The organism is Clostridium sp. BSD2780061688st1 H5, from assembly GCF_005845155.1.
GTDB classification, from domain to species: Bacteria; Bacillota; Clostridia; order Lachnospirales; family Lachnospiraceae; genus Claveliimonas; species Claveliimonas intestinigallinarum.
This window is the reverse complement of the sequence record NZ_SPGT01000001.1, coordinates 63,567-87,304: the sequence shown is the minus strand read 5'-3', so window position 1 is coordinate 87,304 and position 23,738 is coordinate 63,567. Positions and strand designations below refer to the sequence as shown.

General features: G+C 55.5%; 24 protein-coding genes and 4 tRNA genes. 26 read left to right on the top strand and 2 right to left on the bottom strand.

Annotated elements, in window-relative coordinates; genetic code table 11:
* Positions 1-10 precede the first annotated feature (10 nt).
* From gdhA to FGQ86_RS00325, 20 genes are all read left to right on the top strand, one after another.
* Positions 11-1,345 carry an NADP-specific glutamate dehydrogenase gene (gene gdhA / locus FGQ86_RS00420; protein WP_033124491.1) on the top strand — a complete coding sequence of 445 codons (1,335 nt, stop codon included), beginning with the start codon at positions 11-13 and terminating at the stop codon, positions 1,343-1,345.
* A 114-nt stretch (positions 1,346-1,459) separates the two neighbouring features.
* Positions 1,460-2,068, top strand: coding sequence for a LysE family transporter (locus FGQ86_RS00415; RefSeq protein WP_033124492.1), 609 nt, complete (start codon positions 1,460-1,462; stop codon positions 2,066-2,068).
* 75 nt (positions 2,069-2,143) lie between these two features.
* A complete protein-coding gene (locus FGQ86_RS00410; RefSeq protein WP_138302701.1) occupies positions 2,144-2,761 on the top strand; it encodes a sugar O-acetyltransferase in 618 nt (205 codons plus the stop codon).
* A 148-nt stretch (positions 2,762-2,909) separates the two neighbouring features.
* Positions 2,910-2,982: transfer RNA gene (locus tag FGQ86_RS00405), tRNA-Val, on the top strand.
* Between the two features lie 8 nt (positions 2,983-2,990).
* Positions 2,991-3,064, top strand: a tRNA-Met gene (locus FGQ86_RS00400).
* 132 nt (positions 3,065-3,196) lie between these two features.
* On the top strand, positions 3,197-3,541 hold the full coding sequence (locus FGQ86_RS00395; RefSeq protein ID WP_138302700.1) for a hypothetical protein: 345 nt from the start codon (positions 3,197-3,199) through the stop codon (positions 3,539-3,541).
* 3 nt (positions 3,542-3,544) lie between these two features.
* Positions 3,545-4,126 (top strand): 2-C-methyl-D-erythritol 2,4-cyclodiphosphate synthase, encoded by a 582-nt coding sequence (gene ispF / locus FGQ86_RS00390; RefSeq protein WP_138302699.1) that lies wholly within the window; start codon positions 3,545-3,547, stop codon positions 4,124-4,126.
* A gap of 6 nt (positions 4,127-4,132) precedes the next feature.
* Entirely contained in the window at positions 4,133-5,131 is a 999-nt protein-coding gene (locus FGQ86_RS00385) for a GNAT family N-acetyltransferase (RefSeq protein ID WP_138302698.1), read from the top strand.
* A 460-nt stretch (positions 5,132-5,591) separates the two neighbouring features.
* A complete protein-coding gene (gene epsC, locus FGQ86_RS00380) occupies positions 5,592-6,302 on the top strand; it encodes a serine O-acetyltransferase EpsC (RefSeq protein ID WP_033124497.1) in 711 nt (236 codons plus the stop codon).
* On the top strand, positions 6,289-7,695 hold the full coding sequence (gene cysS / locus FGQ86_RS00375) for a cysteine--tRNA ligase (protein WP_138302697.1): 1,407 nt from the start codon (positions 6,289-6,291) through the stop codon (positions 7,693-7,695). Before epsC ends, cysS begins: the two co-directional genes overlap by 14 nt.
* Entirely contained in the window at positions 7,680-8,240 is a 561-nt protein-coding gene (locus FGQ86_RS00370; protein WP_138302696.1) for a ribonuclease III domain-containing protein, read from the top strand. Before cysS ends, FGQ86_RS00370 begins: the two co-directional genes overlap by 16 nt.
* Positions 8,237-8,992, top strand: coding sequence for a 23S rRNA (guanosine(2251)-2'-O)-methyltransferase RlmB (gene rlmB, locus FGQ86_RS00365; RefSeq protein ID WP_138302695.1), 756 nt, complete (start codon positions 8,237-8,239; stop codon positions 8,990-8,992). The genes FGQ86_RS00370 and rlmB overlap by 4 nt, the downstream gene beginning before the upstream one ends.
* Before the next feature lie 47 nt (positions 8,993-9,039).
* Entirely contained in the window at positions 9,040-9,666 is a 627-nt protein-coding gene (locus FGQ86_RS00360; RefSeq protein ID WP_033124500.1) for a sigma-70 family RNA polymerase sigma factor, read from the top strand.
* A gap of 325 nt (positions 9,667-9,991) precedes the next feature.
* The gene (locus FGQ86_RS00355) at positions 9,992-11,317 is read left to right on the top strand and encodes a hemolysin family protein (protein WP_138302694.1); all 1,326 of its coding nucleotides are present in this window, start codon (positions 9,992-9,994) and stop codon (positions 11,315-11,317) included.
* Between the two features lie 4 nt (positions 11,318-11,321).
* A complete protein-coding gene (locus FGQ86_RS00350) occupies positions 11,322-11,504 on the top strand; it encodes a hypothetical protein (protein WP_081957931.1) in 183 nt (60 codons plus the stop codon).
* Positions 11,487-11,559, top strand: a tRNA-Thr gene (locus FGQ86_RS00345). The genes FGQ86_RS00350 and FGQ86_RS00345 overlap by 18 nt, the downstream gene beginning before the upstream one ends.
* A gap of 33 nt (positions 11,560-11,592) precedes the next feature.
* Positions 11,593-11,665 (top strand) — tRNA-Ala (locus FGQ86_RS00340).
* Positions 11,666-11,793: 128 nt separating this feature from the next.
* Complete coding sequence (locus FGQ86_RS00335) at positions 11,794-13,287, top strand: polysaccharide deacetylase family protein (protein WP_243127114.1); 1,494 nt, start codon at positions 11,794-11,796, stop codon at positions 13,285-13,287.
* 103 nt (positions 13,288-13,390) lie between these two features.
* Complete coding sequence (locus FGQ86_RS00330; RefSeq protein ID WP_033124502.1) at positions 13,391-15,058, top strand: glutamine--tRNA ligase/YqeY domain fusion protein; 1,668 nt, start codon at positions 13,391-13,393, stop codon at positions 15,056-15,058.
* A gap of 7 nt (positions 15,059-15,065) precedes the next feature.
* Positions 15,066-16,475 carry a PLP-dependent aminotransferase family protein gene (locus tag FGQ86_RS00325; RefSeq protein WP_033124503.1) on the top strand — a complete coding sequence of 470 codons (1,410 nt, stop codon included), beginning with the start codon at positions 15,066-15,068 and terminating at the stop codon, positions 16,473-16,475.
* Positions 16,476-16,592: 117 nt separating this feature from the next.
* On the opposite strand, the gene FGQ86_RS00320 is transcribed toward FGQ86_RS00325, so the two are convergent.
* Complete coding sequence (locus FGQ86_RS00320) at positions 16,593-16,871, bottom strand: hypothetical protein (protein WP_243127113.1); 279 nt, start codon at positions 16,869-16,871, stop codon at positions 16,593-16,595.
* Between the two features lie 175 nt (positions 16,872-17,046).
* Here FGQ86_RS00320 and cls point away from each other — a divergent pair, with 175 nt between their 5' ends.
* From cls to FGQ86_RS16175, 4 genes are all read left to right on the top strand, one after another.
* Positions 17,047-18,606: a cardiolipin synthase gene (gene cls / locus FGQ86_RS00315; RefSeq protein WP_033124505.1), complete on the top strand. Its 1,560-nt coding sequence runs from the start codon at positions 17,047-17,049 to the stop codon at positions 18,604-18,606.
* A gap of 115 nt (positions 18,607-18,721) precedes the next feature.
* On the top strand, positions 18,722-20,002 hold the full coding sequence (locus FGQ86_RS00310; protein WP_033124506.1) for an adenylosuccinate synthase: 1,281 nt from the start codon (positions 18,722-18,724) through the stop codon (positions 20,000-20,002).
* A 179-nt stretch (positions 20,003-20,181) separates the two neighbouring features.
* Entirely contained in the window at positions 20,182-21,711 is a 1,530-nt protein-coding gene (locus tag FGQ86_RS00305; RefSeq protein ID WP_033124507.1) for a sodium/solute symporter, read from the top strand.
* Positions 21,712-21,893: 182 nt separating this feature from the next.
* Positions 21,894-22,049 (top strand): hypothetical protein, encoded by a 156-nt coding sequence (locus tag FGQ86_RS16175; protein WP_171031481.1) that lies wholly within the window; start codon positions 21,894-21,896, stop codon positions 22,047-22,049.
* Here FGQ86_RS16175 and FGQ86_RS00300 read toward each other — a convergent pair.
* Positions 22,040-22,318, bottom strand: a complete 279-nt coding sequence (locus FGQ86_RS00300; RefSeq protein ID WP_138302692.1) for a hypothetical protein — start codon at positions 22,316-22,318, stop codon at positions 22,040-22,042. The genes FGQ86_RS16175 and FGQ86_RS00300 overlap by 10 nt on opposite strands.
* A 199-nt stretch (positions 22,319-22,517) precedes the next feature.
* Here FGQ86_RS00300 and FGQ86_RS00295 point away from each other — a divergent pair, with 199 nt between their 5' ends.
* Both FGQ86_RS00295 and FGQ86_RS00290 read left to right on the top strand, forming a co-directional pair.
* Positions 22,518-23,021: an SEC-C metal-binding domain-containing protein gene (locus FGQ86_RS00295; protein WP_033124508.1), complete on the top strand. Its 504-nt coding sequence runs from the start codon at positions 22,518-22,520 to the stop codon at positions 23,019-23,021.
* A gap of 1 nt (position 23,022) precedes the next feature.
* Positions 23,023-23,736 (top strand): YdcF family protein, encoded by a 714-nt coding sequence (locus FGQ86_RS00290; protein ID WP_138302691.1) that lies wholly within the window; start codon positions 23,023-23,025, stop codon positions 23,734-23,736.
* The last annotated feature ends 2 nt before the right edge of the window (positions 23,737-23,738 follow it).

Here is a 23,738-nt window from a genome sequence, read left to right as displayed (position 1 = left end):
GAAGAAAACAATGTCATATGTTGATGAAGTGATTGAAAGAGTTGTGGCCAAGAACCCGGCGGAGCCGGAGTTCCATCAGGCTGTCAAGGAAGTGCTTGAGTCCTTAAGACCTGTAATCGAGGCAAATGAGGAGAAATACAGAAAGGAAGCGCTTCTTGAGAGACTGACTGAGCCGGAGAGACAGTTCAAATTTCGTGTGCCGTGGGTAGACGACAATGGACAGGTCCAGGTAAACACAGGATACCGCGTACAGTTTAACAGCGCGATCGGACCATACAAGGGCGGACTTCGTCTTCATCCCTCTGTAAACCTTGGTATTATCAAATTCCTCGGATTTGAGCAGATTTTCAAGAATTCCCTTACAGGACTGCCGATCGGCGGCGGCAAGGGCGGATCTGACTTCGATCCCAAGGGCAAATCAGACAGAGAAGTGATGGCATTCTGCCAGAGCTTTATGACAGAGTTATGCAAATATATCGGCGCTGACACAGATGTTCCGGCCGGAGATATCGGAACAGGCGCAAGAGAGATCGGCTACATGTTCGGACAGTACAAGCGCATCCGCGGACTGTACGAGGGCGTTCTGACAGGAAAGGGACTGACATACGGCGGATCCCTGGTTAGAACAGAGGCTACAGGCTACGGCCTTCTGTACCTGACAGAGGAGATGCTCAAGATGAACGGAAAGGACATCGCGGGCAAGACCATCGCAGTGTCCGGTTCCGGAAACGTTGCCATCTACGCTACAGAGAAAGCGCAGCAGATGGGCGCCAAGGTTGTCACAATGAGCGACTCCACAGGCTGGGTATACGACGCTGAGGGCATTGACCTTGCGGCAGTAAAGGAGATCAAGGAAGTCAACAGAGCAAGACTTTCCGAGTACACAAAGTATCGCCCGAACGCTGAGTACCACGAGGGCAGAGGCGTGTGGGGCGTGAAGGTTGACATCGCTCTTCCCTGCGCGACACAGAACGAGCTGCACCTTGAGGATGCCAAGGCTCTCGTTGCCAACGGATGCATCGCGGTTGCAGAGGGTGCCAATATGCCCACCACTCTGGAGGCTACTGAGTACCTGCAGGAGAACGGCGTGCTCTTCGCGCCTGGAAAGGCTGCAAACGCCGGCGGCGTTGCCACATCTGCTCTGGAAATGTCCCAGAACAGCGAGCGCCTGAGCTGGACATTTGAGGAAGTGGACAGCAAGCTTAAGAACATCATGGTCAACATCTGCCACAACATGGCTGATGCTGCCAAGAGATACGGCCATGAAGGAAACTACGTGATGGGAGCAAACATCGCGGGCTTCGAGAAGGTTGTAAACGCAATGGAGGCTCAGGGCATCGTCTAGGAGCTGCCTTCAGAGCGCATGGTTCCGGCTTTGGCCCGGAGTATATAAAAAAACGGCGCGGCTGCGCCGTTTTTTGCTACAGAAATATTTTTGGCACAGTATGAGGAGGAGGCTATGGGATTTTTCCTTCAGGGGCTGTCCATAGGGCTTGCCTATGTTGCGCCCATTGGGCTGCAAAATCTTTTCGTCATCAACGGGGCTCTGACCCACACGCGCCGCCGTGCCCTGGCGACAGCGCTGATCGTCATCTTTTTTGACGTGACGCTGGCTCTGGCCTGCTTTTTCGGCATCGGCGCTGTGATGCAGCGGTGGAAATGGCTGCAGATGGTCGTTCTGCTGGCGGGGAGCATTGTCGTTATTTTCATAGGGGCAGGCCTGCTGCGGGCAAAGACGCAGGACATAGACCGTTCCGGGGAGACCATGTCACTTGGGAAAACAGTCTATTCCGCCTGCGTTGTGACCTGGTGTAATCCCCAGGCTATCGTGGACGGGACGATGATGCTGGGTGCCTTCCGGGTGACGCTGCCGGCATCCCGGTCCATCCCCTTTATCTGCGGTGTGGGGACAGCCTCCTGCCTGTGGTTTACAGGGCTGACGCTGGTGATCTCCGCCTTCAGCAGCCGGTTTAACGCCAGGGTGCTGCGGGCCATCAACATTGTCTGCGGCGTCGTCATCCTCTTTTACGGGTGCAGGCTGCTGGTTAGCTTCTTTGCGCTCATCTGACAAACAGGTCGTCCCAGGCAGATTTTTCTGCTATAATGAAAGCATCATGAGAATTCGCAAGCGGAGGGACGAGATATGGACAGGGAAGCAGAAAAGAAAATGCACGGAGGCGCGCTCTATCTGCCCACGGACGGGGATCTTCTTGAGGAGCAGGCGGCCTGCCTGGATCTTCTCTATGAGTACAATCATCTGAAGCCGTCCAGGGGAGAGGAGAAGAGGGCGCTGCTGGAGAAGATGTTTGCGCAGATCGGGGAGGGGTGCTATATTGAGACGCCCTTCTACGCCAACTGGGGCGGAAGGCATGTCCACTTTGGCAGCCACATCTATGCCAACTTTAATCTGACGATGGTGGACGACACCCATATTTATGTGGGCGACCACACCATGATCGGACCTAACGTCATCATTGCCGCGGGAAGCCATCCTGTGTTCCCCTCACTCAGGGAACAGGAGTACCAGTTCAATATGCCGGTCCATGTGGGGAAAAACTGCTGGATCGGCGCGGGGGCCATCCTCCTGCCCGGCGTGACTGTGGGGGACAACACGGTCATCGGGGCCGGCAGCGTGGTGACAAAGGACATCCCGGCGGATGTGGTGGCGGCCGGGAACCCCTGCCGGGTGATGAGGCCCATCGGCGAACGGGACAGGGAATTTTACTTCCGGGACCGCCGGATCGACCCGGGACTTCTCTGATGGGGCGGAAAATGCCGAAAAACCGGCCTTTGAGGGACTCTCGAAAAAAATGAGAAAAAATGTAAAAAAAGTGTTGACATTTGCTCGAAATCAATAGTATAATAGCAAAGCGGGTTGCGGGAAAGCAGCCCGCGAGACCAGAAAATATGGGGTCTTAGCTCAGCTGGGAGAGCATCTGCCTTACAAGCAGAGGGTCATAGGTTCGAGCCCTATAGGCCCCATATACTATGGCGGGATAGCTCAGTTGGCTAGAGCATACGGTTCATACCCGTAGTGTCGCTGGTTCGAATCCAGTTCCCGCTACTCCCAGAGATACGGCATCGGAGATCATCCGGTGCCGTATTTTTTTGTCTGCGGGCGGTGCCGCTCATTGACAAGATCCCGGTGGAAATTATATACTTGTACTACATATGAAAAAATGGAGGAGCGCATACTATGAATGGAAAAACGAGAGACTGGCTCTGGATCATTGTGGGAGGATACCTCACCTACACAGGCGTACAGCTTGTCATGGATGTCATGAACCAGAAGCCGGAGGGATATATAGGATTTGTGGTGGCGGGCGTGCTGTTTGCTGTGTTCGGCATCGGGCTGATCGTCTATGCTATCCGGAATATGACCAAGCCGGTAGAGGAAGAGCTGGATGAGGAGCTTTCCTCTGACGAGGACATGCAGCAGGAGATTGATGAGATCGAGGCGCAGGACGCAGGGCAGACCGGGACACAAAGCGCGGGGCTGACCGGGGTGCAGTCCCAGGACGAAGAGGAAAGCGGGGAATAGAAGATGAGGATTGGAACAGGCTACGACGTGCACAGACTGACAGAGGACAGGAAGCTGATCCTGGGCGGCGTGGAGATTCCCTACGAGAAGGGACTTTTGGGGCACTCTGACGCGGACGTGCTCCTCCACGCCATCATGGACGCCCTCCTGGGGGCAGCGGCTCTGGGAGATATCGGGCGGCATTTCCCCGACACGGACGAGGCCTACAGGGGCGCTTCCAGCATGAAGCTGCTGGAGCGCGTGGGAGAGCTGGTGGCCCAGGAGCTCTACGTCATCGGGAACATTGACGCCACTGTCATCGCCCAGCGCCCGAAGCTGGCCCCCTATATCGGGGAGATGCGGGATAATGTGGCCAGGGCCCTGGGTATCCGGAAGGATCAGGTCAATATCAAGGCTACCACAGAGGAAGGCCTTGGCTTTACTGGCAGCGGTCAGGGGATCGCGGCTCAGGCGGCGGCCTGCCTGGAGACCATCGCCAACTACAGCTATGAGCCCCGGCTGGAGCAGGAGGGTCAAAGCGAGGAGGCAGGGTGCGCCTCCTGCAGCGGCTGCCCCAGACAGTCCGGGCAGCGGAAGGACAGGTGAGAGAGGATGCGGATCAGAAAACTGAAAGACGGGGAGAAGGGCGGCACCCGGAGATTGTATGAGGAGATCTTCTCCGAGGACAGCCCCTCCTTTGTGGATTATTACTATACAGAAAAGACGAAGGACAACACCATCTATGTAGTGGAGGAGGAGGGCGGCATGCGGGCTATGCTCCACCTCAACCCCTACACCCTGATGGTAAACGGAAGGGAGGAGCCCTCTCACTATATCGTGGCGGTGGCCACGGAGGAGGCCTACCGGAAGAGAGGGTATATGGCGGCTCTCTTAAAGACGGCCCTCCGGGATATGTACCGGGCAGGAGAGCCCTTTACCTTCCTCATGCCGGCGGCGGAGGGGATCTATCTGCCTCACGGCTTTTCCACAGTATATGAACAGGAGCGAAGATACTTCCGGGGGGAGGAGGAGCTTCCCGATGGCTGGAGCGCAAGAAAGGCCCTTTCGGCGGATGCGGCGGACATTGCGGATATGGCCGAAAGTGAGCTGAAGGGCCGGTATAAGGTCTATGCGAAGCGGGATCAGGCCTACTACGAGCGGCTCATCCGGGAATATGAAAGCGATGGGGGGTGCCTGATGGTCTGCGAGCAGGAGGGCCGGATTGTGGACTGCCTGCCTGCGGTGGAGGAACTGCCGGAGGAGAGACCAAAGATCATGGTCCGCCCGGTGAATGTGAAAAGGCTGCTCCTTCTTCTGGAGCTGAACTATCTGACAGCTGTGTGCTTTCAGGTGACAGATCCCATCATCCCTGAGAACAACCAGGTGTTCATGATGACGGGGACGGAGTTTTCCGGAGTCATGCTGATGGAGGGAAAGCCGGAGAACAGCGAGGGCACTTTGACTGTGGAGGCGCTCACAAAGCTTGTCTTTGGAAGGATTTCACCGGACCATATTGAAAAGGAAAAGGGAGTCACGGTGACGGAGAGGATGAAGGAGGAGCTGAAAAAAATCGTTCCGCTGTCTCCTGTTTATTTGAACGAGGTAGTATGACCGAACCGGAAAAAGAGAAAACTCTGCCTGGCGGAGGTTGACAAATTCCGGCTTTTCACATACTATAGTAGCTATAGCGGTAAAAACGGAGAACGGAAAGAGTAATATGGAAGGGAGCCACCAGAGAGGAGCTGTCACCGGCTGAAAGCAGCTCCGGGCGAGATCCGTATGAAGTGCATCCGGGAGTTGATCCGGCGAAAGGAGGGCGCTCAGAAGAGTGCGGCGCTGACTAGCCGGGTACGCGAGGGCGGGCGTTATCAGCCGGAAAGCGGGGAGCAGCTGCGTGCGCAAGGCAGGCGGGTGCTTTCAAAAGGAGTGGAACCACGGATCATCATTCGTCTCTTACATGTATTGTAAGAGACTTTTTTATTCTCCTGGAAAGTCCCTTTGGACTCCCCGGCCGATCCGCGGCATGGCGGCGCGCCCCTGACATGGAAAGACCAGAAAAGGGAGGAAGGATATGGGACTTGTAAAATATATTCGGGAAGAGATACAGGTGATCCGGGAGAGAGACCCGGCCATCAAGTCCAACTGGGAAGTGTTTCTCTACCCGAGCTTTAAGGTGATTTTAAGCTACCGGGTGGCCCACAGGCTGTACCGGAAGAAGCATTACTTTCTCGCCAGATGGGTGTCCCAGCGGGCGGCCAGGAAGACGGGAATCGAGATCCACCCCGGCGCCAGGATCGGCAGGGGGCTCTTTATCGACCACGGGACAGGCGTTATCATTGGCGAGACCACCATCATCGGAAACAACGTGACCCTCTACCAGGGTGTGACCCTGGGGGGCACAGGCAAGGAGAAGGGGAAAAGACACCCCACCCTGAAGGACAATGTGATGGTCAGCGCCGGGGCCAAGATACTGGGGTCATTTACCATCGGGGAGAACTCCAAGATCGGCGCCGGGGCGGTGGTGCTCAAGGAGGTGCCGCCTAACTGCACTGTGGTGGGAGTCCCGGGACGCATCGTGAAGATGGGAGACCAGAAAATTCCCAGGGAGGATATGGATCAGGTGCATCTGCCTGACCCGGTGAGCAACGACATCCGTGAGCTCCAGCAGGATAATATCCGCCTGAAGAAGGAATTAAGAGAGCTGGAAAAGCACATGAAATGCATGAAAGACAATTCCATAGAGATGGAAGAAGATAAGGAGGAGCAACATGAAGCTGTTTAACACAATGACAAGGAAAAAGGAAGAGTTTGTACCCCTGGAGGAGGGCAAGGTCAAGATGTACGTCTGCGGCCCTACGGTGTACAATCTGATCCATATCGGCAACGCCAGGCCTATGATCGTGTTTGACACGGTCAGGAGATATTTTGAGTACAAGGGCTACGATGTGAATTTTGTCTCCAATTTCACGGACGTGGACGACAAGATCATCAAGAAGGCCATCGAGGAGGGGGTGTCCGCGGACGAGATCTCCAAGAGATACATCGCCGAGTGCAAGAAGGACATGGAGGGCATGAACATTGAGCCCGCCACAAAAAATCCCCTGGCCACAGAGGAGATCTGCGGCATGGTGGAGATGATCCAGCAGCTCATCGACAAGGGGTATGCCTACGAGAAGAACGGAACAGTCTATTTCCGCACAAGACAGTTCAAGGACTACGGCAAGCTGTCCCACAAAAATCTGGACGACCTGCGCTCCGGCAACAGAACCCTGCTGGTGAGCGGCGAGGACGAGAAGGAGGACCCGCTGGATTTCGTGCTCTGGAAGCCCAAGAAGGAGGGAGAGCCCTCCTGGGAGTCACCCTGGAGCGACGGCCGCCCGGGCTGGCACATTGAGTGCTCTGTCATGTCAAAGAAATACCTTGGAGAGCAGATCGACATTCACGCGGGCGGGGAGGATCTGGTGTTCCCCCATCACGAGAACGAGATCGCCCAGAGCGAGGCGGCAAACGGAAAGGAATTCGCAAAATACTGGATGCACAACGCGTTCTTAAATATCGACAACCACAAGATGAGCAAGTCCCTTGGCAACTTCCGCACAGTCCGGGAGATCAGCGAGCAGTACGACCTGCAGGTGCTCCGGTTCTTCATGCTAAGCGCCCACTACAGGAGCCCCTTAAACTTCAGCGCGGATCTGATGGAGGCCTCCAAGAATGGTTTGGACAGGATCGTGAACGCGGCGGAGAACCTGAAGTATCTGAGTGAAAACGCAAAGACCGCCGACATGTCCCCGGAGGAGAAGGAGGCGCTGGCGAAGACAGAGGAGTATGTAAAAGCCTTTGAGACCGCCATGGACGACGATTTCAACACGGCGGACGCCATTGCCGCCGTCTTTGACCTTGTGAAATACTGCAATACCACTGCCGGCGAGGACAGCTCCGCCGCTTACGCGAAAGGGCTGCTGGAGGTGCTGGAGAAGCTCTGCAATGTGCTGGGGCTGATCGTAGTGAAGGAGACAGAGATGCTGGACGAGGACATCGAGGCTCTCATCGAGGAGCGCCAGGCGGCCAGAAAGGCAAAGGATTTCGCCCGGGCGGATGAGATCAGAGACGAGCTGGCAGCCAGGGGCATTATCCTTGAGGATACACGTGAAGGAGTAAAATGGAAAAGAGCGTAGAACAGAAGATACAGTGGAAGTTTGAGGACTATATGCGGGAGATCTTCCAGATGGAGGAGGCGGATATCCGGGAGTATTCGCCTCTCACCCTGGCCTACATCGGCGACAGCATCTATGACCTGGTCATCAAGACGCTGGTGGTCAGCAAAGGGAACCGCCCTGTGAACCAGCTCCACAGGATGACCAGCTCCCTTGTGCAGGCGTCCGCACAGTCCCGGATGATGCGCACCCTGCAGGGGATCCTGACAGAGGAGGAGCACGGGGTCTACAAGAGGGGGAGGAACGCCAAGAGCGTGTCCCCCGCCAAGAACCAGTCTGTGACAGATTACAGGCGGGCCACCGGCTTTGAGGCCCTTATGGGGTATCTCTACCTGAAAAGGGACTGGGCGAGGATGCTCACCCTGATCCGCGCCGGGCTTGACAGCCTGGAGGCCGGGGAAGAGGCAGGCAAAGCCGGCGGAGACGTGCCAAGCGCAGAGGTGCCCGGTAAAGATGTACCCGGTAAAGACAAAGTCCGCGAAAACCATAAAGAGGATGAACTATGAGTGACAGAGAGATAGAAAAAAACAGTACTGTGATCGAAGGGCGGAACGCTGTCCTTGAGGCCTTCCGCTCCGGGAAGACCATTGACAAGCTGTTTGTCCAGGACGGCTGCAAGGACGGCCCTGTGCAGACCATTCTGCGGGAGGCGAGAAAGCACGACACTATCGTCCAGTTTGTGTCAAAGGAGAGACTGGGCCAGCTCTCCGGGACAGGACATCACCAGGGCGTGATCGCCCAGGCCGCGGCATGGGAGTACGCCAGCGTGGAGGATATGCTGAAGCTGGCAAGGAGCAGGGGGGAAGCCCCCTTCCTCATCCTCCTGGACAATGTGGAGGATCCCCACAATCTGGGGGCCATCATCCGGACAGCCAACCTGGCCGGGGCCCACGGGGTCATTATCCCGAAGCGCCGGGCAGTGGGGCTGACGGCCACAGTGGCCCGCACCTCCGCCGGAGCCATTAACTACACGCCGGTGGCCAAGGTCACCAACCTGGTCCGCACCATGGAGGAGCTGAAGAAGGAAGGCCTCTGGTTTGTGTGCGCCGACATGGGCGGGGAGCTCATGTATGACCTGGATCTGAAGGGGCCCATCGGCCTTGTCATCGGAAACGAGGGGGAGGGCGTGGGACGCCTTGTGAAGGAAAGCTGTGACTTTACGGCAACCATCCCCATGAAGGGGGACATTGACTCCCTGAACGCGTCGGTGGCGGCGGGAGTTTTGGCCTACGAGATCGTCCGCCAGAGGATGAGCTAGAGCGCGAAGAGGGCCGGAGGCTTTGGCGGGACGGAAAGGAAGGTAGTATGCCTCAGTATGAACAGATGACAGATGAGCAGCTGATACGCAGGCTCCGGGAGGGGGACCGGGCGATCACGGACTATCTGATGGAAAAATATAAGGGACTGGTCAAAAAGGAGGCCAAGGCCATGTACCTTCTGGGAGGAGAGAACGATGACCTCATCCAGGAGGGGATGATTGGCCTTTTCAAGGCCGTCCAGGACTACGACACGACCCAGGAGGCATCCTTTTACAGCTTTGCCAGGCTCTGTGTCAGAAGGCAGCTCTACAGTGCCATAGAGGCGTCCAGGAGGAAGAAGCACACCCCCTTAAATTCCTACATCTCCCTCTACGAGAGGGAGAACCCGGAGGAGGGGGAGGGAGCCAAGCTGATGGACACCATCCAGGCCGGCACGGAGAGCGACCCGGAGCAGGCCTTCCTCAGCAAGGACAATGCCAGGAGGATCGAGGAGGAGCTGGAGGGAGCTTTAAGTGACCTGGAGAGGAGGGTGCTCTACCTCCATCTTCTGGGGACAGACTACCGGACCATAGCGGGGCTGCTGGACAAAAGTCCCAAGACTGTGGACAATGCCCTCCAGAGAATCAAGGCCAAAACTCAGAAGATCCTGCGCAGTGAAGACGGGAAAGATTGACAGACAGCCGGAAGTGTGATATTTTATTTATCAATCCGGTATAAATCTGACAAATGCCGGGAACAAGCAGAAAAGAAAGGTGTGATTACATACATGGACGATGACAGTGACACTGAGAGCTGTGCATGCTTTCAGATGACAGTGTGTGCGGCAGATTTGTGGGCACAGGAAGAGAATGATCCATGTGATATCATGAATAGATAAGGGTATAGCCTGCAGGCGCGCGCCGGTACGACGCGGGGCCTGTGGGTTATACCCTTTTGCGATATTACTTATGACATTACATTCATTACATTAATGATCGATCGGGAGGATTAAGAAAGAAATGGTTGGACCATTAATTTTACAGGTTGTACTGATCGCGCTGAACGCGATCTTTGCAAGCGCGGAGATCGCCGTGATCTCCATGAACGAGACGAAACTGAAAAAAATGGCGGAGGACGGAGACCGCCGGGCACGCCATCTGTACACGCTGACAGAGCAGCCCGCCAAGTTCCTGTCCACCATCCAGGTGGCCATCACCCTGGCAGGACAGCTGGGAAGTGCCTTCGCGGCGGACAGCTTTTCCGGCCCTCTCTCGGACTGGATCATCAGCATGGGAGTGGCTGTGCCGGAGCGGGTGGTGAGAACGGTGGCCCTTGTGGTCATTACAGTCATACTGGCCTACTTCAGCCTCGTGTTCGGCGAGCTGGTGCCCAAGCGGATTGCCATGAAGAAGTCGGAGCAGCTCTCCCTTCTGCTGTCCGGCCTTCTGTACGGGGTGTCCAAGGTATTTGCGCCCATCGTGTTCCTGCTGACCAAATCCACCAACGGCATGCTGCGGCTTCTGCACATCAACCCGGAGGAAGAGGAGGAGCAGGTGACGGAGGAGGAGATCCGGATGCTCCTCATGGAGGGAAATGCCCAGGGAAATATTGACAGCGAGGAGAGCGAGATGATCCGCAACGTGTTTGAGTTTGACGACATCTCCGTGGAGCAGATCTGTACCCACAGGGTGGACATGGACTGCCTGTACCTGGACGAGGACATGAAGGAGTGGGAGACCCTCATCCACTCTACCAGACACACCCACTATCCGGTCTGCAACGAGAACCAGGAGGACATAGTGGGCGTGCTGGACACGAAGGACTATTTCCGCCTGGAGGACAAGAGCAGGGACAATGTCATGGCAAATGCGGTGGAGAAGGCCTACTTTGTGCCGGAGACCATGAAGGCCAACACCCTGTTCCAGAACATGAAGAAGAAGCGCATCTATTTTGCTGTGCTTGTGGATGAGTACGGCGGTGTCAGCGGCATCATCACCCTCCACGACCTGATGGAGTCCCTGGTGGGGGATCTCTATGACCCGGACGACGAGGAGGAGCCGGAGGACATCGTGAAGATCGCCGACGGCCAGTGGCGCATCCAGGGAGGCGCGGACGTGGAGGATGTGGCTGAGGAGCTGAAGGTAGAACTCCCCGCCCAGGACTATGACACCTTTGGCGGCTACGTCTGCGGCGTCATAGACCGCATCCCGGAGAACGGGGAGACCTTTGTCTGCGGCACTGACGACCTGGAGATCCGGGTTCTGGCCGTGGAAAACCACCGCATCAAGGAAGCCATTGTGTGGAAAAAGGAAAAGCCGGAGGAGGAGACGCAGGAGAGAAAATAGCCTGATGCCTGAAAAGAGGACCGGTGAGAAGACGGGACAGGAGCGCGGGAGCGTCTGCAAAGCCGCAGATGCTCCCGTGGGCCTGAAAACAGAAAAAGAGATTTTCAAAAAAGTCATTGACAAGTCCGGCTTTATATTGTATATTGTTCATGTTGCTTACGAAATATATGCTGCCTTGGCTCAGTAGGTAGAGCGTCGCCTTGGTAAGGCGGAGGTCGGCGGTTCAAGTCCGCTAGGCAGCTTTTCCATTTATAATGGAACTCATATTGTTGAATGGGGCATTAGCGCAGTTGGGAGCGCGCCACACTGGCAGTGTGGAGGTCACGGGTTCAAGTCCCGTATGCTCCATTTTTTTTGTGCGAAAATTTAAGAATTTCTTTACATTTCTTAAGTATTCATTGCCCTTCTTGTGGATCCTGTCGGATTAGGTTATACTCTGTCGAAAAGAGTATGTCTGGGGAGGATGAAGAGGGACAATGAACAGGAAGGGGAAAAGCAGAGAGACAAGAGGGCGGATACATGGCAGACCCGGGGCAGGGGAGCGGATGCGCAGAAGAAGGAGAAAACGGCTCACAGCCAGGCTGCTGGTGGCCGCAGCCATCCTGCTTGTCTGCGCCGGAGCCGCGGGAACGCTCCTTGTCCTGTCCGGCTTTGGGCGGCAGGCCCGGATACAGATCGCCGCCCCGGACCAGGAGGTCTATGTGGGGGAGGAGCAGCCGCCTCTGTTTGCAAAGGTGACTTCGGATACGGAAAAGTACAATAAGAGGATCCGACTGGACAAACAGAAGAAATGGACGGCAGAGGAGCTGATGCGCCAGCTGGAGAGAGGAGAGGGTTTTTCCCTTGTGTGCGACGCGGACCTGTCCATGGAGGGGACTTACCCCGTGCGGATCGAGCTTGGCGGGAAGCTGAAGAAAAAGCTGGGAGGAGACTGGGAAAAGAAGGTGCAGATCCAGCTAAAAGACGGCACCTTGACGGTCAAAAACCCTGTGGGTCAGTGGAAGGACGGAAAATTTCAGCGGTATGACGGCTCATGGGTCACAGACAGCTTTGTCACCTGGCAGAAGAAGAGCTACTATTTTAACTCTGCCGGGGACATGGCAACCGGCTGGCAGGAGATCGGCGGAGGCAGGTATTTCTTTGACGACAGCGGCGCCATGGAGGCCGGCCAGTGGAAGGACGGGGAGGACGGCAGGTATTACCTTGGGGCGGACGGACGGGCCCTCACCGGCTGGCAGGAGATAGAGGGGAGCCGGTACTATTTTGACCAGAAGGGGAAGATGGCTGTGGGGGACGTCTACATGGGCCTCTCCCTCTATTCCTTTGACGGGGACGGGAAATTTCTCTCCGTGAAGGAGAGCCAGGTGGACCCGTCCCGTCCTATGGTGGCCCTCACCTTTGACGACGGCCCCGGGAAGAGGACAGGGGAGATACTGGATCAGCTGAAAAAGTACGGCGCCCACGCCACATTCTTCATGCTGGGGGAGAAGGTCTCCTCTTACCCGGAGCTGGTAAAGCAGATGAAGGACACAGGCTGCGAGCTGGGGAACCACTCCTATGACCACCCGGACCTGACTAAGCTGGACGAAAGGGGCGTGTCCTCCCAGATCCGGCGGACAAACGACAACATCCAGGCGGCCGCCGGCTCCCAGGCCACGGTCATGCGCCCTCCCTACGGAGCCATCAACAGCACCGTGTCCGGGAACGTGGGGATGCCCATGATCCTGTGGAACATCGACACGCTGGACTGGAAGACAAGGGACGCCAGGAAGACGATAGACACGGTCATGAGCTCTGTGGATGACGGCGACATCATCCTGATGCACGACATACATACAGAGTCTGTGGACGCGGCCCTGGAGCTTATACCAAAGCTCCAGGAGGCGGGCTATCAGCTTGTGACCGTGTCAGAGATGGCGGCGGCAAAGAACACAGCTCTGCTGTCCGGAAAGAGCTACACGGATTTTTAGCCTGGTTTCCCGCCAGACCTTGCGGCTTGTGCTTGTGGATTGCCGGGAAGTATGGTAAGATATTCTTCATGACCAGATCAATTATTGTTATCAGGAGGTTGACATGGGAGAAGAAGTGGTTTCCAAAAATTTTATTGAGCAGGAGATAGATAAAGATCTCAGAGAGGGAGTGTACGACAATGTGTGTACCAGGTTCCCGCCGGAGCCGAACGGGTACCTCCACATCGGACATGCCAAGTCCATCCTCTTAAACTACGGGCTGGCGCAGAAGTACGGCGGCACCTTCCACCTGCGGTTTGACGATACCAACCCCACCAAGGAGGATATGGAGTTCGTGGAGTCCATCAAGGAGGATGTGCAGTGGCTGGGCGCTGACTACGGAGAGCATCTGTATTTTGCCTCCGACTATTTTGATATCATGTACGAGTGCGCGGTGAAGCTGATCAAGAAGGGAAAGGCCTACGTCTGCGACCTGAGCCCGGAGGAGATACGGGAATACAGAGGAACTCTCACAGAGCCCGGCAAGAACAGTCCCTACAGGGATCGCTCCGTTGAGGAGAACCTGGCCCTCTTCGAGGCTATGAAAAACGGGGAGTACAAGGACGGGGAGAAGGTGCTGCGGGCCAAGATTGATATGGCCTCCCCCAATATCAACATGCGGGATCCCATCATCTACCGGGTGGCCCATATGACTCACCACAATACGGGAGATAAATGGTGCATTTACCCCATGTATGATTTTGCCCACCCCATCGAGGACGCGGTGGAGAAGATTACCCACTCTATCTGCACACTGGAGTTTGAGGATCACAGGCCTCTCTACGACTGGGTGGTGAGGGAATGTGAATTCGATCCGGCTCCCCGCCAGATCGAGTTCGCCAAGCTGTACCTGACCAACGTGGTGACAGGCAAGCGCTATATCAAGAAGCTGGTGCAGGAGGGCATTGTGGACGGCTGGGATGACCCCCGCCTTGTGTCCATCGCGGCTCTGAGAAGGAGAGGCTTTACGCCCGAGTCCATCAAGATGTTCGTGGAGATGTGCGGTGTGTCCAAGAGCCAGAGCTCTGTGGATTACGCCATGCTGGAGTACTGCATCCGGGAGGACCTGAAGATGAAGCGCCCCCGCATGATGGCAGTCCTGGATCCCATCAAGCTGGTGATCGACAACTACCCGGAGGGAGAGAAGGAATACCTGGATGTGGCTAACAACCTGGAGAACGAGGAGCTGGGAATGAGACAGCTTCCCTTTGAGAGAGAGCTGTACATTGAGCGGGATGATTTCATGATCGAGCCTCCGAAGAAATATTTCCGCCTCTTTCCGGGAAATGAGGTGCGCCTGATGCACGCCTACTTTGTGAAGTGCGTGGGCTACGAGACCGACGAGGAGGGCAATGTGACCGTGGTACATGCCACCTACGACCCGGAGACAAAGGCGGGCTCCGGCTTTACAGGAAGGAAAGTCAAGGGAACCATTCACTGGGTTCCGGTCTCCTGTGCCCAGAAGGCAGAGATCCGTCTCTACGAGAACCTGATCGATGAGGAGAAGGGTGTGTACAATAAGGAGGACGGCTCTTTGAACCTGAACCCCAACTCTCTGGAGATCCGGAAGAACTGCTTTGTGGAGCCCAGCTTCCAGGATGCAAAGGCCTACGACAGCTTCCAGTTCGTCAGAAACGGCTATTTCTGCATTGATGCCAGGGACTCAAGGCCGGATGCCCTCGTGTTCAACAGGATCGTGTCCCTGAAGAGCTCCTTTAAGCTGCCTAAATAGCCGTGCCATGAACGAGCTGACGATCCATCTTGCGCCTCACAGCGGCACGCCGCTGTACGAGCAGATTTACAGGTATATAAAAGAAAATATAAGGACAGGCAGGATCTCCTGTGGGGAGAAGCTGCCCTCCACCCGGGCTCTGTGCAGCCACCTGGAGGTCAGCAGGAGCACAGTGGAGATGGCCTACGAGCAGCTTCTTTCAGAGGGCTACATCGAGGCTGTCCCATACAGGGGATACTTCGTGGCAGAGGTGGAGGAGCTGTGGCATCTGGAGCCGGCCCCGGCCAGGGATGAAAAAAAGCGGGAGGAAAAGAAGCCGTCTTTCAGATACCGCTTTGACTTTACGCCCAACGGGGTAGATCTGAACAGCTTTCCCTACAACATCTGGCGGAAGCTGTCCAGGGAGGTGCTGCTGGATGACAGGACAGAGCTCTTCCGGCTGGGTGAGCCACAGGGGGAGTACGAGTTCCGCAGAGCGATCTGCAGCTATCTCTACCAGGCCAGGGGAGTGAACTGCTCACCCCGGCAGGTGGTCGTGGGGGCCGGGAGCGACTACCTCCTCATGCTCCTTTGCTCCCTGCTTGGGAGAGATCATGTCATCGCCGTGGAGAACCCTACCTACATGCAGGCCTACCGGCTCTTCCGGAGCCAGTCCTACAGGGTTTGTCCCATCCGCATGGACAGGCGGGGAATGGACACCCGGCTGCTGGAGGAGTCGGGGGCGGACATCGCCTACGTGACGCCCTCCCACCAGTATCCCACCGGGATCGTCATGCCTATCCGCCGGCGGATGGAGCTGCTGGCCTGGGCGGAGGCGAAAAGAGGCAGATATATTGTGGAGGACGACTATGACAGTGAATTCCGCTACAAGGGGAAGCCGATTCCGGCGCTCCAGGGCTATGACGCCAGGGGGAAGGTCATATACCTGGGTACCTTTTCCAAGTCCATTGCCCCTGCCATCCGTCTCAGCTACATGGTGCTCCCGGAAGTCCTGTGCGTGGAGTACGAAAGAAAGCTGGGGTTTATCAATTCCACTGTGTCCAAGGTGGATCAGCTCATCATGTGCCGCTTCCTGGAGGAGGGGTACTATGAGCGCCATCTCAACAAGACACGGTCCCTGTACAGGGGCAGGCACGACCAGCTCATAGCGGGACTGAAGCCCCTGGCGGACACATGCCGGATATCCGGGGAGAACGCGGGAGTACACCTTCTCCTTCACTTTGACGACGGCAGGACGGAGAGAGAGCTGATAGAGAAGGCGGCCGCCCGGGGGATCCGGGTGTACGGCATGTCAGACTACATCGTGGGCGAGCCGGGCAGAGAGGCGGTCATCCTTCTGGGCTATGCCAACATGCCTGAGGAGCGGATCAAGGAGGCCTGCGACATTCTCTGCGGGATATGGAAGCGGGACGTGTGAACAGAAGGGAAGCGCGAACCGAAAATGAAACATAAAAGCGGGAGCTCTCCCTGGATGATCCTTGCAGATCACCGGGAAGGCTCCCGCTTTTTACATGACTTCATTTTCACGTGATTTTTATGCGTCCTTTTTGTCCTCGCTGCCGGCCTCTTCTTTTTTATCGGCAGGCTCCTGCGCATCCTCTTCGCTGTCCTCCCTGGGAGGGGTGTTGAGGGGAACGTACTCCCGGTCGCCTACCGGCTTCAGGTCGTTGTCAAGGTCAAAATCCTCATCCTCAAACTCATCCATATCGTCATCCGTGGTATCTGAAGAAGATTTTTTCAGATAATAGTAAAGTCCGGCAGCGGCGCTTCCCACAGCGGCCAGACCGAGCACGCGTTTTATCCATTTAGACATATTCATGACTCCTTTCTGCAGACTGCGTGTATGTTATGATACATTGTAATACTTTTGAACAAAAAAAGAAAGGGGAAACATGCAAATACTGGCGAAATTCCGGGCACAGGTCCGGTTGTAGAGGCCGGGAAAGTGTGTTACACTATATTGCGTCAGACAAGATAAGGAGGACTTTATGGGAAAAAACGAACCGGGAAAGGCGCGGTCAGGGCTTTCCAGGATCATATTCAGCCGTACAGGATTTATTCTTCTTCTGATCCTGATACAGCTTGGAATTTTTGTGGTGACAACAAATCTGCTGCAGTCGTACGCGCTTTTTATAAACGGAATTCTCAGAGTAATGGGTGTTGTCGTGCTGATCTATATTATCAACGCGGAGGGAAACCCTGCCTTTAAGATGACGTGGATGCTCTGCGTCATGGCGTTTCCCGCGGTGGGCACACTGTTCTATATATATGTAAAGACACAGGTGGGCGCCCGGTGGATGGGAAAGCGGCTGGCCACCCTGAAGATAGAGACAGATCCCTACATGATGCAGGACATGGACGTGGTGGACGCGCTGCGGGCCAGCAAGCCGTCCAATGCGAATCTGGCCTACTACCTGGCCCATCACATGGGATTTCCCACATACCGGAACACGGAGGTGACCTACTTTCCGCTGGGGGAGGACAAATTTGAGGCCCTTGTCCCTGAGCTGAAAAAAGCCCGCAAATACATTTTCATGGAATATTTTATCGTGGAGAAGGGCTACATGTGGGACACCATCCTTAAGATCCTTGTGCAGAAGGCAAGGGAGGGGGTGGAGGTGCGCTTCATGTACGACGGCACCTGCGCCATCTCCAACCTGCCCTACGACTATCCCCAGGAGCTGGAGCGAAAGGGCATCCGGTGCAAGATGATGAACCCTATCAAGCCCTTTTTGTCCACCGTGCAGAACAACAGGGACCACCGGAAGATCTGCGTCATTGACGGCCGGGTGGGCTTTACGGGAGGCATCAATCTGGGGGACGAGTACATCAACCGGAAGGAGCGGTTCGGCCACTGGAAGGACACGGCTGTCATGCTGAAGGGGGACGCGGTCCAGAGCCTGACCATGCTGTTCCTCCAGATGTGGAACGTGGACGAGAAGGAGGAGGAGCACTACGGGCATTACCTGACTCCAAGGCGGCAGGGGCTGCGAAGAGAGCTGGGGTACGTGCTCCCCTACGGGGACAGCCCGTTTGACGATGAAAATGTGGGGGAGGAGGTGTACTTCCACATCCTGAACCATGCGAAGAAGTACGTGCACATTATGACCCCCTACCTCATACTGGACAATGAGATGATCACTACCCTGACAAGGGCGGCCAAGAGCGGCATCGAGGTCATCATCATCATGCCTCACATTCCGGACAAGTGGTACGCCTTTGTGGTGGCCAAGACCTACTACAGGGAGCTCATCCGGGCGGGGGTCCAGATCTACGAGTACAAGCCGGGCTTTGTCCACGCCAAGGTCTTTGTGTCAGACGATGACACGGCCACGGTGGGTACCATCAACCTGGACTACAGGAGTCTCTACCTGCATTTTGAGTGCGGCGTGTTCATATACAACAATTCCGTGGTGGACCGGGTGGAGAGAGATTTTCAGGAGACACTCATGAAGTGCCACAAGGTCAGTCTTGTGGAGCTGAGAAACAGGAGCCTGTTCTCCAAGATAGCAGGGCAGGTGCTCAGACTGGTTGCTCCTCTCATGTAGCCGGCAAAGCAGGCCCGTTGGGAAATAAGTGTTGTACAACAGGAGAAAAATATAGTATAATGCATATGGCTGTTTGTGAGCCATGAATGTAAATGATACACAGGAGGAATGGATAATGGTAAAAGCAGTAGTAGGTGCGAACTGGGGCGATGAAGGTAAGGGCAAGATTACCGACATGCTGGGGGAGAACGCGGATATAATCGTCCGTTTCCAGGGCGGTGCCAACGCGGGACACACCATCATAAATGATTACGGTAAATTTGCACTTCACACACTGCCTTCCGGCGTGTTTTACAGTCACACCACAAGTATTATCGGCAACGGGGTTGCGCTGGATATTCCCAGACTTTTCGGAGAGATCCAGTCCATCGTGGAGAAAGGGGTGCCCATGCCGAAGATCCTTGTGTCAGACAGAGCGCAGATCGTGATGTCCTACCACAAGAATTTTGACGCCTACGAGGAGGAGAGACTGGGAGGAAAGTCCTTCGGGTCCACGAAATCCGGTATCGCGCCCTTCTACTCAGACAAATACGCAAAGATCGGCTTCCAGGTAAGCGAGCTCTTTGACGATGAGCTGCTCAAGGAGAAGACTGTCCGGGTGGCAGAGCAGAAGAACGTGCTGCTGGAGCATCTGTACCATAAACCATTGATCGATCCTGCTGACCTTTATAGAGAACTGAAAGAGTACAAAGAGATGATCGAGCCCTATGTGTGCAATGTATCACTCTACCTTTACAACGCTCTCAAGGAGGGCAAGGAGATCCTGCTGGAGGGCCAGCTCGGCTCCCTGAAGGATCCGGACCACGGCATTTACCCCATGGTCACATCCTCCTCCACTCTGGCAGGCTACGGCGCCATCGGGGCCGGTATCCCGCCCTATGAGATCAAGCAGATCATCACTGTCTGCAAGGCCTACTCCAGCGCTGTCGGCGCCGGCGCCTTTGTCAGCGAGATCTTCGGCGAGGAGGCGGACGAGCTGAGGCGCAGGGGAGGAGACGGCGGCGAGTTCGGCGCCACCACAGGACGCCCGAGACGTATGGGCTGGTTCGACTGTGTAGCCTCCAAGTATGGCTGCAGACTGCAGGGAACTACAGACGTGGCCTTCACAGTGCTGGATGTGCTTGGTTATCTGGATGAGATCCCTGTCTGTGTGGGCTACGAGATCGACGGGGAAGTGACGACAGAGTTCCCCACCACCCATCTTTTGGAGAAGGCAAAGCCGGTCCTCAAGACTCTCCCCGGCTGGAAGTGCGATATCCGGGGCATTAAGAAGTACGAGGACCTTCCGGAGAACTGCAGGAACTACATTGAGTTCATCGAGAGGGAGATCGGCTACCCCATCACAATGATCTCCAACGGACCGGGAAGAAGAGACATTATCTACAGAAATAAATAGTTTGATCTTGATCCCCTTCGGGCGGCATGGCTGACAGGCCATGCCGCCTGTTTTCGTTGTACATTTTGTGTTGACAGGACAGCCCGGGCTGTGGTATTCTTTTAGAGAAATAATTTAACACGTTAAAGCGTTGCGGTTTAAAGCGACGAAGAAAAAGCGGAGAAAAGGAGGAAACAAAAATGATCATCAAGCTTACGATCCTGCTGTTATTTTTTATTGTCATGGTGGCAGTGGGGATCTATGCCAGGAGACATGCGGGCAGTGTAGACGGATTTGTGCTGGGAGGACGGTCAGTGGGGCCGTGGCTGACAGCATTCGCCTACGGAACCTCCTATTTCTCAGCGGTCGTCTTTGTGGGATATGCTGGGCAGTTCGGGTGGAAATACGGCCTTGCCTCCACCTGGATTGGAATTGGGAACGCGGTTATCGGCAGTCTTCTCGCCTGGGTTGTCCTTGGAAGGAGAACCCGCGTCATGAGCCAGCACCTGAGCTCCAGGACCATGCCTGATTTCTTCGGGGAGAGGTATGGAAGCCGGTGGCTGAAGATCGCGGCGTCAGCCATCGTGTTCATTTTCCTTGTGCCCTACACAGCGTCCATCTACAACGGACTTTCCAGGCTCTTCGGGATGGCCTTCAACATTCCCTATGAGTGGTGCGTGATCCTCATGGCGGTGATCACGGCCGTGTACGTGATACTGGGCGGATACATGGCCACAGCCATCAATGATTTTATCCAGGGCATCATCATGCTGGCGGGCATTGTGGCGGTCATCGCGGCGGTTCTCTCAGGCCAGGGAGGCTTCATGGAGGCCGTAGGTAAGATGGCCCGGATCCCCAGCGACGTGGAGGTGACAATGGGGCAGCCCGGAGCCTTCACATCCTTCTTCGGCCCGGATCCCTTAAACCTGCTGGGAGTGATCATCCTGACTTCCCTTGGAACCTGGGGACTGCCCCAGATGATCCACAAATTCTACACCATCCGGGATGAGAAGTCGGTTCAGACGGGAACCATCATCTCCACTGTGTTTGCCATTGTGGTGTCCGGAGGATGCTACTTCCTGGGCGGCTTTGGCAGACTCTTTGACTCCCCGGAGATTTACGGGGCGGACGGATCCGTGGTGTACGACAGCATCATTCCCTTTATGCTGTCGGGACTTCCGGACATTCTGGTGGGCATTGTGGTGATCCTGGTGCTGTCGGCGTCCATGTCAACCCTGTCCTCCCTTGTCCTCACATCCAGCTCCACCCTGACGCTGGATTTCCTGAAGGATACAGTGATGAAGAAGATGAGCGAGAAAAAGCAGATCATTGTGATGCAGCTGCTGATCGTGTTCTTTATCCTCCTGTCTGTTGTGCTGGCTCTGGACCCGCCGGCCTTCATCGCGCAGCTTATGGGCATTTCCTGGGGCGCTCTGGCAGGGGCATTCCTGGCTCCCTTCCTGTACGGCCTGTACTGGAAGCGGACCACAAGGGCGGCCGTGTGGGCCAGCTTCATCGCCGGCGTGGGCATCACCGTGTCCAACATGTTCATAGGATATATCGCCTCCCCCATCAACGCAGGCGCTCTGGCCATGGTGGCGGGAATGATCATCGTGCCAATTGTGAGCCTTCTGACGCCGGCACCTGAAAAGGAGCATATTGAGAAGATATTTGCCTGCTACGATGAGACGGTAGTGATCAGGAAAAAGCATTCCCTGGAGGAGCAGTGACAATACTTTTTTAAGAAATTCCTTACTTTTATTTTAGGTTCTCTCCATACAGAAGACACATTTGCGGAGTATAGTAGCAGCATAGAAGAAAAAAGTCATAAAAACAGAAAGCCGGCAATATAATAATAAAGCCGGGAAAACGGAGTATGGAGTATAAATAAGTAGAAGTGGAGGTATGCATCATGAGAAACAGCGAGAGAAAAGACATCAGCCAGGAAGCGATTTCCATGGAAGAATACTTGAGTAAGAGACAGAAGATAAAGGAGGCACAGCAGCGCAGACGGAGCCGGGAGAAGGAAAAAAGCCCGGCCTGGATGTGGGCCGGACTCTACGTCTGATCCTGTCCGGGGTCAGACGCTTCTGCAGCCTTCCCCGCATTTTCGGGGGAGCTCTCCTCGTCGGAGGGCGGGCGGCTGTTTTGGATATTTTTGTACACTAGAGTGTAGGCGTACAGAAGGACGGGGATGACAAAGGTGCAGACGATGGAGGCTTTCAGAAGGCCCATTGTCTGTGAATGGTCAGTGACTGCGAAGAACAGGGTGCTGCCGTACATGACGAGGAGCAGCAGGGCTGCGCAGGCCGCCAGGATCCGTCTGATCTTTTCCATGGAAGGGGCTCCTTTCAGAAACATATTTACGATGTCCACGGATTGTTCCGTGCTGCGGGCTTTCACAATCCTGGCATCATTATATCGGGAAACAGCTAAAAAATCAAACCCATCCTCTTTGAAAATCGGGGAAAATAGTATATAATAGGGCTTGCACAGAAAAAAACCTGCACAGGCAGGAGCACAAAGGAGTATAAAAATGAGTACATTACTGGAACAGTGGCGGGCTACCGCTTACAATGAGAAGGCAGACAGAGGCCAGCTTCAGAAGTTCTGGGCTTCCTATTTCCAGATTGAGAAGGAAATCTATGAGAAGCTGCTCTCCAATCCGGACGAGGAGGTCCGCGGCACGGTCAAGGAGCTGGCGGAGAGATTTGGACACAGCGTCATGACTATGGTAGGCTTTCTGGACGGCATTGACGAGAGCCTGAAGGTGCCGAACCCTATTGAAACCATGGATGAGGACACACAGGTAAACCTTGTGTATGATAAAGCCCTGTTATATAAGAACATGGTGGCTGCCAAGGCTGACTGGCTTTACAATCTTCCCCAGTGGGACAATATTTTCACTGAGGAGGAGAGAAAGGCCCTCTACAAGGAGCAGAAGGAGTCAGGCACGATCCGCAAGCCGAAGAAGATAGGGCGCAACGATCCCTGCCCCTGCGGAAGCGGAAAGAAATACAAGCACTGCTGCGGAAGATAAGATGATACTGGCAGCAGCGGTTTTCTGTCTGGCCTATTATCTGATCATCTGTAAGGCGATGGGAAAATGGAATTCTACCTTTGCCGGGTTCTGGCCCGGGGCCGGGGCGGCGTGCCTTCTCGGGCATGCGGCCGTCATTGCAGGCCCCCGCTGGCTTAGACTGGCAGTGGAGAGTTCTTTTTCCATTGCCCTTTTTGTATTTGTGCTGGTGGAAATCAGGATCCTCCGGGGGATGCGCCCGGACCGGGAGACGGACTGCCCCTTTATCATTGTCCTGGGCGCCCAGATCCGGGGGACAGAGGTGACTGTCTCCCTGCGCCGGCGCCTGGATACAGCCATTTCCTACCTGAAGGAGCATCCGGGGACGATGGCTGTCCTGTCCGGCGGACAGGGCAGGGAGGAGGCTGTCAGCGAGGCCAGAGCCATGGGAGAGTACATGCGGGCAAGGGGGATCAGCCAGGCAAGGCTCATTCTGGAGGAGCGCTCCACGTCCACCAGGGAGAATTTTGCCTTTTCCAGCCCGCTCATACCGGACCGGACAGCGCCGGTGGGGATCGTGACCAACAGCTTTCACATGTACAGGGCAAAGGAGTATGCCAGGAGAACAGGATACCAAAATCCACGGGCCATACCGGCGCCCAGCGGCCCGGTGCTGTTTTTGAACTACATGACAAGAGAATTTTTCGCGGTCTGGAAAATGTGGATTTGCAGATAAAG